Source organism: Flectobacillus major DSM 103 (genome assembly GCF_000427405.1).
Classification (GTDB): Bacteria; Bacteroidota; Bacteroidia; order Cytophagales; family Spirosomataceae; genus Flectobacillus; species Flectobacillus major.
On the sequence record NZ_KE386491.1, the window covers coordinates 2931696 to 2945809 of the forward strand.

Genomic DNA, 14114 nt, shown 5'->3' on the forward strand with positions numbered 1-14114 from the left:
GGATTTATTAAGCTTATTTCTCTTTTCTAAGTCAGCATAACTGGCGAATATATTCGCTAGCTACTTGGGAAAATACTTATGAAGAAAATGAGGGATGTTCAATAAACAATACTGTATATCTGTTTACCCTAAAAGTTTTGGCTCTACAATGAGCGATTCTCAATCCAATAATATATCATCTTCCTCCTCATTCAGTTCTCTTCTGGTTTTATGAATTTACTTCACTCAAGGCTAGTTTTTGTACTTTTTCTTCTACACCATCCCAGAGTTTTTTACGCATTTCCAAAGCCTTCACCGAATAGTCGATTGCTTCTTGCCACTTGGTAGCGTCGTTGCCACACAATTCTTCTACCATTTGTAGAGCCAAATGGCTATGGTGGTCGCCATCTACTTCGATATGGCGTTCAAGGTAATAGGTAAATTTAGAAATTTTTTCAGGCATTGAAGCATTCAAATCTTTTACCATCGCAATAAACATATCGGGAATGAGGTCTTCACGGCCAAATGTAAATACGGCTGCCTGAATATGAGGCTGATTAGTTGCTATTACCTCAAATGTAAAATTCACAAAATCACGGACGCTGTCCGATACGCCTACTTTTACAAGAGCATCGTTGACCGATACCTTTTGGGTAATCAGGCTCAAAAATTCCTTGATTTGTTCAAGATCGGCATCGGCTTGGCTCATGGCATCCAGATATAGCTCGAAATGGCTCATTCTATTGCCAACTTCATCAACGTCGCTTTCCTCACCATTCACAATTTCGTTGATTAAATAGCGAGTTTGAGCACTTCCTACAGGAATCCAAGGTAACTCGACACACGTAAGGTTACGTTGTAGAGCTTTTAGAATCGACATAAAATCCCACACGGCAAAGATATGATCTTTCATAAAAACCTGAAGGTGGTCGATTTGACTAATACGCTGATATACAGCATGATTGGTAAGTGATTCACGAATCGGGCTAATAGCCTGCTGAATCTTTGTTACTTGTGTATTCATTTCAATAATGATAAGATAAAATGCTATGCCCTTTACATACGTATTTGTTTGGGGAGCTGGATTGTATGTTCTGTACTAATACTTGTTTTGAATAACCCGTCTAGGGCTCAATTTGTTCTGAGCTTGTATGGGCAATACCCCTTAACTAATGCGAGACCAACTACTATGTTCGGTTCTTTGCGAATCTATTTGTTCTTTTATCATGGCGTGTTGGGGCAGTTCCAAGTCGTGGTCTTCATCCAGAATAGCCTGTGCACATTCTCGGGCTACTTTTAGTATTTCGCCATCTTTGGCCAAATCGGCTATCAACAAATCGACAATACCACTTTGTTGTGTACCCGATATATCGCCTGGGCCACGAAGCTGTAAATCTACATCGGCAATTTCAAAGCCATCGGTAGTACGCACCATAGTATCTATGCGTATTCGGCTGTCTTTCGACAATTTCACATCGGTCATTAAGATACAATAACTTTGCTCGGCACCACGCCCAACACGCCCCCTCAACTGGTGTAATTGAGCCAAGCCAAATTTTTCGGCACTTTCAATAATCATTACCGAGGCATTGGGTACATTTACACCAACCTCTATTACAGTGGTAGCTACCATAATTTGGGTTTCGGCTTTTACAAATCGTTGCATTTCAAAATCCTTATCGGCCGATTTCATTTTGCCATGTACAATACTAATATTGTATTCGGGAAATGCCCTTACAATACTTTCGTAGCCATCCATTAGGTCTTTGTAATCCATTCGTTCCGATTCTTCGATAAGTGGATATACAATATACACCTGTCGCCCTTTTTTGATTTCATCACGAATAAAACCAAAAACAGTAAGCCTATGAGCATCATAACGGTGAACGGTTTTGATAGGCTTGCGGCCTTTGGGCAATTCGTCAATCACCGATACGTCTAAATCGCCATACAAAGTCATTGCCAAAGTACGAGGAATCGGCGTAGCCGTCATCACTAAAATATGCGGGTGAATATATTTGTTTTTTTCCCAAAGCTTGGCACGTTGGGCTACTCCAAAGCGGTGCTGTTCGTCAATCACACATAAGCCCAAATTTTGGAACTGAACAATATCTTCTAAAAGGGCATGTGTTCCTACCAGAATTTTCAGCGAACCATCTAATAGCCCTTCATGAATACCTGTTCGAGCCTTTTTGCGTGTAGAACCAGTAAGTTTTTCAATCGAAATACCCAAAGCATCGGCAAAGACTTTGAGCCCTTGATAATGCTGGTCGGCCAGAATTTCGGTTGGAGCCATGATACAAGCCTGAGCCCCGTTGTCGATAGCCAAAAGCATACAAATAAATGCTACGATAGTTTTGCCCGAACCTACGTCTCCCTGCAAAAGTCGGTTCATTTGTTTACCCGAACGCATATCTTCAAAAATCTCTTTGATTACCCTTTTTTGAGCACCTGTTAAAGAAAATGGCAAATGGTTTTCATAAAAATCTTTGAGCAAATATGATTTCTTAAAAATTTGGCCTTCATAATCAACCCTTCTGAGGAGTTTCTGTTTGATTAATCGTAGCTGGTTATAGAATAGCTCTTCAAATTTCAGCCTTCTTTTAGCCTGATGAAGCCATTGTTCTGATAATGGCAAATGAATATTGTAAAGGGCATCTTTTTTGGCAATCAAGCGGTATTTTTTGAGCAAAAACTCTGGCAAGGTTTCTCGGATTAAAGGATACGCATTTTGCAACAAATTACGTTGCATAGTTGCAATAGCCTTTGAGTCGATATATCTTTTGCGAAGCTTATCGGTAAGGCCATAAACAGGCAAAAAGTAGCCCCCTTTTTCGTTGAGTCCTGTTAAAAGCTCCAGTTCAGGATGTTGCATTTGGGGCCTACCTTGAAAAAAAGCAGGCTTGCCAAATAGCACATATTCGGCACCTACACGTAAGTTTTTTTCGAGCCAAGTAATTCCCTGAAACCAAGTAAGCTCTAAGCTACCAGTACCATCGGTAAAAATACCCGTTAGGCGTTGTTTAAAACCCTCTCCTACTTTATCTACATTACGCAGTCGTCCTTTTATTTGGGCATATTCCATGCCTTCGTAAAGCTCGACTATATGATGAAATTGGGTTCGGTCTTCATAACGAAACGGGTAGTATTGAATCAGATCGCCAAATGTAAAAATTTGTAGCTCGGTATTCAATAGATTTCCTCGTTGTGGCCCTACGCCTTTCAGAAGCTCTATTTTGGTATCAAAAAAATAACTTTGCATCATTTCCAACGTAGTATAACTATTTATTTCTCAGGCAAAATTAATGTATTAGCTAAAAAATATAAATTTATTGTATCTTTCATTATTAATTTACTAGCTAAAGCGTTCAATCCGTCTATTCTGCACACTTTTTAGCAAACGTTCTTCACTTAGTAACAGTCTCATAACATCTTATTTATCAATTATAAAGTCAAGTATTTGAAAGAATATTGTAGCGAAGCCCATTTTTAGCACAATTATTGAGCTAAAAATGCCTGAACGCCATCCGCCAAGATGACTCGTCCGCTATTCATAACATTATATCGATTTTAATAAATCCTCATTCATTATGATGAAGAAGGTATTCCTTTGCTCATGTGTTTTAATATTATCTATTGCTTTGAACCACAAAGTAGTAGCCTCTTCGCTTGTCGGTGGAAATTTTGAGTTATTAAGTAATGGTGTAAACGGTAGATTCGTACTGAAGCTTCATCTTTACTATGATAAATCAAGTGGCCGCCCTTCGGCTAACGACGATAATCTGAAAGTAGGTATTTTTCAAAAAAGTAACAACCAATTAAAACAAAGTTTGACTCTTACAGCAAGTAGTTTGGTTGGAAATGAACTTACCTATAAAAACGATGATTGTGCCAATTCTCAAAATCTAAAGGTAATTACGGTAGACTATGAGGCCAATCTGTTGCTTCCCCCCAGTGATTTTACCGACCCCGCAGGCTATTATATTGCCTTAGACAAATGTTGTCGAGCTAGTGTCAGTAATATCAGCAATCCTACTACTACAGGTGCATTGGTATATTTGGCATTTCCTGCTCTTCTGCAAAATAGTGCCGACTTCATCAATTCTTCGCCCAAATTCAAAGCTCCATCGGGCGAGTATATTTGTAAAGGCCAAGCCTTCAGCTATGACTGTGGTGCTACCGATGTCGATGGCGATATACTTAGCTACCAGCTAGTAACACCCTATAGCGGTTCTAGTACGAGTAGCAATCCCAACCCTACTCCTACGGGTACGTCGGGCTTCCCTACGGTAACATGGACGGGCGGCGTTGATGCTACTACGGCTATTCCGGGCAATCCAGCCCTTACTATCAATAATGCAGGCATAATTTCGGTAACAGCTACAACCTTGGGGTCATTCTTGTTTTCGGTAGAAGTAACCGAAACACGCAATGGCGTTGTTATTGGAAAAGTACGACGAGACTTTGCCTTCAAGGTAATAGATTGTACGGCTGCGGCTCCACCTGTAGCTACTATTTTTGACGACTACAGCACAACGCCTGTTAGTACAGCCAATGTTTGCGAAAATGGTTTTGTACAATTATCTACTACCAACAATTCAAACTATAGCTATCAGTGGCAGAAAAACGGCCTTGACGTATTGGGAGCTACCACCTACGACTTCAAAGCTGAAGGGGCAGGTACTTATACCGTTCAGGTAAGTGCCAAAACAGGTTGTAGCAAAGCCAGCACATCGTCGCCAACAACACTAACACAAATTGCAGGCGAAGACTTAACGATTGATTTGAACTATACTAACAATTGTGACCAGTTTACTTTGATTGTTGTACGTACAGATGGTATGCCTTTTACCAATGCTAGCAGATTTGTATATCGTTGGTCAAATGGCATTGTTAATGTGGCTCTTAGAGCAAGCAATACCCCTGCCAATGCTGGCGATTACAGCGTAATAATGACACCCACATCGCCATCGTCTTGTAAATACATTATTCGCAAAACGATTCCTTATTCGCCTGCACCCAATGCTACTATTACTACGAGTAATGGTACAAATGAGTTTTGTGTAGGGTCACCTTTTAAATTAAGTGGCAACTTGGGCGGTGATTATAATTATGAGTGGACTAGAAACTTTAGTGTAGTACAAAATGGTATCAATCATGAGCTGAATGTAACTACTTCGGGAACGTACTCGCTCAAAATCTCTAACCGAGTAGGTTGTACAGCTACATCGACACCACTGACTATCACCTCAAAAAATATTACTCCTGTTACTTTTGGTGCAATCCCTCCTGTATGTACCGATGGCTCGCAACAAATCAACCTCAGCCAATATATTACGCCATTCGATGCTACCAATGGGGTTTTGGCGGCTCGTTCAATCAATATTTCAAGTACTATTGACAGTAAAGATTTTGGGGTTGGTACATTTCCTATTACTTATACGTTCAACAACCCCAATGGCTGTAAATCAACAGCAACCAGTAATTTATTGATTGATATAGCACCAAGGGTTACATTGGGCAATGACGTATTGCTCGAAGATGGCCAATCGGTTCAGTTGAGTAGTACTTTGGCAAATACAAATCTGAGCAATTTTACTTTAGCGTGGAGTCCTGCGTCGTCGCTGAGTAGTACCAATACACCAAGTACAATGGCATCGCCTACTACCACTACCACTTATACTTTAAAAGTTACGAATAATACATCGGGATGTAGCAAAACCGATGATGTAGTGGTATTTGTGACGAAAAAAATCGCTAATTCTTTTACACCAAACGAAGATGGCCTGAACGACTTCTGGGATTTATCGGACCTTATTACCGACCACCCTAATGCTTATGTGAGAATATTTAATAGGTGGGGGAACCAAGTATTTTCGACCCGAAATTATACTACAGACCCTTTTAAAGGTATCATTGATGACTATCAACTCAAAACCAGTACCTATTATTATATTATTGAGTTGAGAGAAGACTGGCCAAGCATGACAGGTTACCTTACCGTAGTAAGATAAGTAATGCTTTTAGCAAAGGGTATTGCTGGATCAAGGAATTTGTATAATTTTACAAGTACCTTTATCTAACAATACACCTTTATTTCGTTTTATACAGAAATAACAAAGCTTTATTCTCTAACTGATAACCTGCACTGGGATGAGACAAAAATTCTATAAGCTATTTTTCTTTTGCCTTTTCATTTCCTTACAAAGCTTTTCGGCCGACCCTTATATGGGTGGTTATTTGCAGTTGAGTAGAACCAGCTCTAATAACTATACACTCAATCTTCATTTGTATGTATCTCAAGCCGAACAGAATAATGCTAATAACTTGGCCAATGGATTGCTTACCAGTAACTTTGTTGCCAAAATATATCGTAAAAGAGATAATGCCGATGTTACCAGCGATGCCAATGCTACGGGGTTATTAAATCTTACTCCACGCTCGCTCACAGGTACATCGTTCAATTATCCATCTCCGCCAGCTTGCTCAAATCCCAATGATTTAAAATCTACTGATATATTACTTAGTTCTAATATTACCCTCGACCCTACCAAGTTTAATGATATTCAGGGATATTATGTAGTAGCCGAAACTTGCTGTAGAAATCAAACCTTAGCCAATGTACAAAATCCGGGCAACGAAAGTATGTTGTTTTATTTGTCATTTTCGCCATCTACTATTACTAACTCAACGCCTGTAATCAGGCAACCTGTCGGAAGTTACTTTTGTCTAAACAACTCCGTAACCCTGGCATTACCTGCAAGCGATGCCGATGGCGACCAGCTCGACTATTCATTAGGAACACCCTATCGGGGCTACAGCACCCCAACAGCCCCATTGGTATTACCAGCCTTGAACAACCCACCAGAAGTAGCTTGGGCATCGGGCTTCAATGCCACCAGCCCGCTACCCTCCACGCCTGCGGTATCTATCAATACCAGCAATGGTAATATTAGCTTTAAAGCAACATCCGTTGGGGTATATGCTATTACGCTGATTGTGAAAGAACGAAGAGGTGGGTCTATTTTGAGTGAAACTCATTTGGAGTATCAAATTATTGTAAAAGATTGTGGTACACCCGAACGCCCAAGAATTTTTCTTGAAGGAGGTAACCCAACGGTTCATGTCAATCCACTACAACTATGTACCAATAGCTTCAGGGTACTCGAAACACAAGCCAACCCCAATTATACTTATACATGGTACCATAACAATATTGCTGTACCTAATAGCAATACCAACAAACTCAGAATAAATGCCACTGGCGACTACAAAGTAACAGTAAACGACCCTACAGCCAGCTGCTTGAATACCCAAACCTCGGCAGATACCCGTGTTCTGCCATTGGTGGGCATTACTCTCAATACCAGTACTTCGTTGGGCAATACCATTTGTGAAAACCAAGCTCCAGGTACATTGTCGGCCACAATAAGCGGTGGCAATGCCAATGATTATTCTTTCAGCTGGTCGATCGATGGTACTAATTTCAACAGTAATCAAAATGTACCCTACCGCATATCAGGAACTTACAGGATTCTAGTAACACAAAATGCCATTCCTAACTGTACTTACGACAAAGAAGAGGTTATTGTAGTAAACCCATTGCCTGTAGCAACGATTAATAATATTACAGGAAAAACTTCTGCATGTGATGGCGAAAAAGTTCAATTAGAAGCTATTACCGAAGCTACAAGTACATTTATCTGGAAAAAAGATGGTATTAACTTTTCTACCAATACCCAAATAGATATTACAACAACAGGTAATTATTCTCTTACTGTAACGTCCGACAAAAACTGTGTTAAAAATGCCCCTGATGTCAAGATAGATGTCTACCCGATTCCAGTAGTAAATTTTGCCCCAATTTCGCCATTTTGTAGTACCGCCAATAGCCAGAAAGATTTAACTAGCCTTGTTCAGCCACAAGCATCGGGTGGTGTTTTTTCAGGAAAAGGAATGAGTGGATCGGTGTTTAATCCTATACTGGCAGGCTACGGCCGATGGCCTATTACTTATACCTTTACTAGCTCGGACGGCTGTTCTAACTCAGCCACTAGCGATGCCGTTGTTGATATTACGCCAGTAGTAAAGCTTGGCAACGACCTCACTATTTATAGAGGCGACGCTATCAAAATCAATGCAGGTGGTAGCCAAGGAGCTGATTTTACCTATACGTGGTCGCCTACCGATGGACTTGCCACTCCTATTGAATTCTCGCCGATGGCTTCGCCTACTGCTACTACTACTTATGTATTGGAAGTATCTTCTACCAGAAGTAATTGTAAAGCCAGTGCCGATATTGTCGTAAATGTATTTCCTAAACTAAAAATCCCTAATACTTTTACCCCCAATAGCGACCGTATCAACGATACATGGGAAATAGAAGGCGTGGAAGAATACCCCGAAATAGAAGTGAAAATATTTAACCGCTGGGGCAATGAGATTTTCTATTCGCAAGGGTACAAACAGCCTTTCAATGCTATTAAAGATGACCAAAAATATCCTTCAGGAACATATTATTATGTTATCAAGCCCAATGTAAACCTACCTGCCGAAACGGGTTATCTAACGATTGTGAGATGATTTGATAAAATTGAGCATATAATGAACCAAGTAATAAGTAAATTTGTGAACTAAATACGGTTCTCTATAAATACTCAGGAATTAAGGTATATAGCAAAAGCATATCATTGCTCCTATGATTATTTCCAAGTAATTGTCCTCAATAGATTCTATTTTTACCATTATCGAGTTAGGCCGTTGCTGATTAGTATATGCCATATCAGCAAAATACCTCAACTCGATAATGTTTTCCAAAATTGGACACTTACTTACTTGGGGCATTTGTATCTTTGTAGACCTTATCCTTTTACACACTTGGTTAGTTTTAGTATAATTTCCTCAATATGAAAGGCTTACTCGATCAGCAATTCGAAGAAAATAATATAGTATTAAGTCAGGTCGAAGACCTTATCAATTGGGCACGACTCAGCTCGCTTTGGCCTATGGGCTTTGGTTTGGCTTGCTGTGCTATCGAAATGATGCAAACGATGGCATCGGGCTATGACCTCGACCGCTTTGGGGTTTTTCCTCGCCCTTCGCCTCGCCAGTCCGATGTTATGATTGTAGCAGGTACGGTTACATTCAAAATGGCCGACCGTATCCGTCGATTGTATGAACAAATGCCCGAACCCCGTTATGTCATTTCGATGGGTAGTTGCTCTAACTGCGGTGGCCCTTATTGGGAACATGGCTATCACGTTGTAAAAGGCGTTGACCGCATTATTCCTGTCGATGTGTATGTACCAGGGTGTCCGCCTCGCCCCGAAGCGTTGATTGGGGGCTTTTTAAAATTACAAGAAAAGATTCGTCAAGAAACACTGGTTGCTCCAAAAGCCATTTTGGAAATGGAAGAAGAAGAGGCTCGCAACCAAAAACCTGACTTTGCCATAGCCTAAAGCAAAATGTCATTCACATTATTAGAAATATACGAAAACTGAGGTATTCACTCGAATTTAGGATGATAGAATGGGCTGAAATACCCGTTTCGTTCATTCACAAAGGTAGCATAAGGCTAATCATTCTGAAAGCAAAGAGCCGCCCTCTAACGCTTTTCCATTATTCGTTCACTACTAGATAACTATTGATAGATGACAATCTCAGAAATTAAACATATTCTTATCGAACAGTTGGGTGCAAGCATCATTCTTCAAGAAGACCATCAATCTATTACTGTTCCAGTGGCACAAATTGCCGATATTTGCCAGATTTTGTATCAGCACGAAGATTGCTATTTCGATATGCTATCGTGCCTTACGGCTATAGACAATGGCGAAGCCAAAAATACCATGGAGGTAATATACAACCTTTATTCGATTCCTTACGAGCATAAAATTATGCTAAAAGTGGTATTTGACAGAGCCCTTCCCAACGAGGCTCCTCCGCAAGTTCCAACGGTAAGCCATATCTGGAAAACAGCCGATTGGCATGAAAGAGAAGCTTTTGACTTGATGGGAATACAATTTAGCAATCACCCCGACCTCCGCAGAATTTTATTGCCCGAAGACTGGGAAGGCCATCCACTCCGTAAAGATTATCAAGCACAAGAATATTATCATGGGATTCAGGTTAAGTACTAATCTATAGCCCATTTCTTTTATTAACTCACATAGTTTTGAAAACATATCTTCGCATTTTACAATATACTCAGTCTTTGAAAAAGTATATTGTGCCTTATTTTATTTTATCGCTACTTGCGAGTTTATTCGGAATCCTCAACTTTACGTTATTGATTCCTTTGCTCAACGTGCTATTTAATCAGGTAGCACCCAAGGCCGTTGAAATGCCCTCTTTTTCACTTACAGCCTCTTATTTCAGCCAATCGTTCAATTACTTTTTTTATGTAATGTTGCAGCAATATGGCCGTATTGGGGCTTTACAATATGCCTGTGGAGCTATTATTGTATCGGTATTTTCGGCAAATGTATTTCGTTATTTTTCTCAAAGAATGCTCAAAACAGTCGAAGCCGAAACCATTGCATCACTCAGACAAGCTGTTTTTGAAAAAACGGTTAGCTTACATTTGGGTTTTTTCAACAACGAACGCAAAGGCAACTTGATGTCGCACCTTACTACCGATATTCAAGAAATAGAAAATTCTATTGCTCGTGCTTTTACGGCTTCGCTCAAAGAGGTTTTTTCGTTGGTAATGTACTTTGTTTTTTTGTTTAGTTTGTCTGTAAAACTCACCCTATTTTCTATTCTTATTTTGCCTATTTCGGGCGGTGCTATTGCTACTATTACCCGACGGCTACGCCGAAAAGCTCAGGAAGTTCAAGAAAACTTGAGTAGTATTATTAGTACCCTCGACGAGATTTTTGGAGGAATGAGGGTTGTAAAAGCCTTTAATGCTGAAAAAACCATTACCAAACAATTCGCACAACTCAACGATACGTACAAGCGGTCGGTATTACGAATGGTGTATCGTCAAGAAATGACATCTCCTACTTCCGAAACCCTTGGCGTTATTGTCGTTGCTGGTATTTTGCTATATGGTGGCTCGTTGGTAATTAATCATGAGGGAGGCTTTGATGCTGCTACTTTTATAGGATATATTGCCCTTTTCTCGCAAGTTCAACGCCCAGCTAAGGTAATTGCCGATGCTTTTAGTGGTGTGCAACGAGGCGTGGCATCGGCCGAAAGAATTATCGAACTGATGGATACTCTGCCCACCATTCAAGATAAATCCAATGCTATTACACTTCCAGCTTTTGAAAAAGGTATTGAGTTTAAAAATGTAGGATTTAGTTATGATGGCGAAAAACAGATTTTAAACAATGTTTCGTTTACGATTCCTAAAGGCAAAACTATTGCCTTGGTAGGTGAGTCGGGAGGAGGAAAATCTACTTTGGCCGACCTTGTTCCTCGTTTTTATGACCCTACACAAGGGCAGATTTTGTTGGATGGAATTGATTTAAGAGACATTTCGGCCGAATCGCTTCATAATCAAATGGGTATTGTAACTCAGGAATCTATTTTGTTTAACGATACCATCGAAAATAATATCGTATTTGGCAGTATTGCAACAGAAGCTCAAATTATTGAAGCGGCTACAATTGCCAATGCTCATCAGTTTATCAGCCAAACAGCCGAGGGTTATCAAACGGTTATTGGCGACCGAGGTAGCCGCCTTTCGGGTGGACAACGTCAACGCTTGAGTATAGCTAGAGCTGTATTGAAAAACCCTCCTATTTTGATTTTAGATGAAGCTACTTCGGCATTAGATACTGAGTCGGAAAAGTTGGTTCAGGAAGCCCTCACCAATTTGATGAAAAACCGTACTACGCTAGTAATTGCCCATCGCCTTAGTACAGTACAAAATGCCGATAGCATTATTGTTATTAGTAAAGGCCAAATTGTAGAACAAGGTACACACGAAGAGCTCCTCCAAATACCCAATGGCTATTATGCCAAACTTAGCAATATGCAAGGAAGCTAGATAGCTGTAAATGAGCAAATTGAGAGTTATTCGTCAGATTAAGCTCTTCATATAGAACACTCCTCAACAAAGTGTATAAGTTAAAAGTGACAGGGTTTTAAAACCTCGTTACTTTTAACTTATATACTTTACGAGATACAAAAATCTATGAGAAGCATTAATTTTTCCCTAGCCAAACTGCCATCGGTTTAATATCTCTGTGTCCCCAAACTACATAAGGAACCATCTGAATAGGCACTTCTTGTTTTCCTTCGTTGGTATTTATCCAGCCTTTTCCTTTCAAAACGGTTACTCCGTTCAATAAATCTTTTTGATATTCTGCCGTCAAAGGTGCTTGTTCGTTCAAGGAAATGTCTAAAGCGTGATTGTTATTGTCTTGTGCTTCTACGCAAAATAACATTGGCCCTCTTTGAACAGCAACTTTATTTGTATTTGCTTTGATATTGGCATTACTTGTCAAAGTTTTGTTTTCCATCGGGAAACTGATACTTACTTTATCGCCACTTTTCCAAGCATGATTTATCAGTGCGTAGCCATTTTCTATTTTATAAGAAACCGCTTTCCCGTTTAATTTAATGATGGTTTTGGCAGATGAAGTAGCGTTGAAATAATATAAATCGCTAGGTACGGCTTCGTTTTGCGACCATCCTGGAATACGAATACGCAAAGTAGCAGGCGTTAACTTTGACGTTTTAACCGATAAATTTACATCGCCACTCCAAGGATAATTGGTCGTTTGGGTAAATTGAATGGTTTGATTTTTTACTGCTAAAGTAGCCTCTGAATTCATAAATAAGTTGACGAAAACGCTGTTATCTTTTACGGCATACACATAACCCGAAACCGAAGGCACAAATCTTGAAAGATTGGAAGGACAACATGAACAGTCAAACCATGGACTGCGACAAGTAGCTCCTTGATTGAATTTCTCTTTTCCATCAAATACAAGTGGATTTGGATAAAAGAATTTGTCCCCTTCTAAAGACAAACCCGACATCAAACCATTGTACAAAGTCCTTTCTAAAACGTCCATGTATTTAGATTCGCCATGCAATAAAAACATACGGTGATTCCAATAAACATTGGCAATAGCCGCACAGGTTTCTGCATAAGCGTCGTTTGGTAAAGCATAGGCAATATCAAAACCTTCGATACCATGTGCAGCACCCAAACCACCAGTCACATACATTTTTTTACTAACAATATCTTCCCAAAGTTTATCAATTGCCTTTAGGTACGCTTTATCGCCTGTAATAGCTGCAATATCAGCCATCGACGCATACATATAAACTGCACGCACAGAATGCCCTACGGCTTCGTCTTGCTGAGTTACAGGCAAGTGGTCTTGTGAATAAGCAGGACTATCGAAGTCGGTCTTTTTACCTGTAAGTGGCTGATGACCACGTCTTTCAAGCAATAGTTTTGCTAAGTCAAGGTACTTTTTATTATTGGTTACTCTGAATAATTTAATCAAACCCAACTCTATTTCCTGATGCCCCGAATAGCTTTGTAAACCCTTATTGAAACATAAATCATAAATCAAATCAGCATTTTTAGTGGCAATATTCAAGAATGACTTTTTGCCCGTAGCAACATAATGGGCAACCGCCGCTTCGTACATGTGACCAGCGTCATAAAATTCGTGGCTCATTTTTTCACCCAAAAATCTACCTTTAGGGTCATAAGAACAACATTGGAATTTGTTGTAATCATTCGCTTTCAAGGTCCAAGCAGTGTACAAATAGCCATCATCTTCCTGAGCAGCAGCTATATACGAAATCACTTTGTCCAAATAAGCGTCTAATTTAGGATTACGCTCGTTCATCAAAGAGTATGAAGCCCCTTCGATGATTTTATAAACATCCGAATCATCAAAGCCAAAACTTCCTTTGAATTTTCCTTCTTGGAGTCCGCCAGCAAAAATAAAATTATTGATTCTGCCTGTTTCCTCGCATTTCTGAAAAGCATAAGGAATCGTTTTGTTTTCAACGGTGTCCAAACGACTTTTCCAGAAACCGCCTGTTACTTTTACTTTGGTAAAATCAATCGGTTTGATGGGATAATCATAAGAAAGTTTTTGGGCATTGGCATAAAAAGCCAAAAGCCAACACGACATAATGAGTACTTTTTTCATAGT

8 protein-coding genes are annotated in these 14114 nt (G+C 39.8%); 5 read left to right on the top strand and 3 right to left on the bottom strand.

The genetic code is table 11. The features are described from left to right. Positions 1-208: 208 nt before the first annotated feature. Positions 209-1003 (bottom strand): DUF3050 domain-containing protein, encoded by a 795-nt coding sequence (locus tag FLEMA_RS0122815; RefSeq protein ID WP_026996041.1) that lies wholly within the window; start codon positions 1001-1003, stop codon positions 209-211. 141 nt (positions 1004-1144) lie between these two features. Beyond that, positions 1145-3244, bottom strand: a complete 2100-nt coding sequence (gene recG, locus FLEMA_RS0122820) for an ATP-dependent DNA helicase RecG (protein WP_044171884.1) — start codon at positions 3242-3244, stop codon at positions 1145-1147. A gap of 325 nt (positions 3245-3569) precedes the next feature. Between recG and FLEMA_RS69680 the strand changes: the two genes are divergently transcribed. From FLEMA_RS69680 to FLEMA_RS69700, 5 genes are all read left to right on the top strand, one after another. Further along, positions 3570-5993 (top strand): T9SS type B sorting domain-containing protein, encoded by a 2424-nt coding sequence (locus FLEMA_RS69680; RefSeq protein ID WP_081681324.1) that lies wholly within the window; start codon positions 3570-3572, stop codon positions 5991-5993. 139 nt (positions 5994-6132) lie between these two features. Next, positions 6133-8562 carry a T9SS type B sorting domain-containing protein gene (locus FLEMA_RS69685; RefSeq protein ID WP_044171886.1) on the top strand — a complete coding sequence of 810 codons (2430 nt, stop codon included), beginning with the start codon at positions 6133-6135 and terminating at the stop codon, positions 8560-8562. A gap of 323 nt (positions 8563-8885) precedes the next feature. Then, positions 8886-9437, top strand: a complete 552-nt coding sequence (gene nuoB, locus FLEMA_RS69690) for an NADH-quinone oxidoreductase subunit NuoB (RefSeq protein ID WP_044171887.1) — start codon at positions 8886-8888, stop codon at positions 9435-9437. A 192-nt stretch (positions 9438-9629) separates the two neighbouring features. Continuing rightward, on the top strand, positions 9630-10118 hold the full coding sequence (locus tag FLEMA_RS69695; RefSeq protein ID WP_044171888.1) for an NADH-quinone oxidoreductase subunit C: 489 nt from the start codon (positions 9630-9632) through the stop codon (positions 10116-10118). A gap of 35 nt (positions 10119-10153) precedes the next feature. Beyond that, positions 10154-11977, top strand: a complete 1824-nt coding sequence (locus FLEMA_RS69700) for an ABC transporter ATP-binding protein (RefSeq protein WP_044171889.1) — start codon at positions 10154-10156, stop codon at positions 11975-11977. 157 nt (positions 11978-12134) lie between these two features. On the opposite strand, the gene FLEMA_RS0123075 is transcribed toward FLEMA_RS69700, so the two are convergent. Next, positions 12135-14111, bottom strand: a complete 1977-nt coding sequence (locus tag FLEMA_RS0123075; RefSeq protein WP_026996047.1) for a glycoside hydrolase family 127 protein — start codon at positions 14109-14111, stop codon at positions 12135-12137. Positions 14112-14114: the final 3 nt, after the last annotated feature.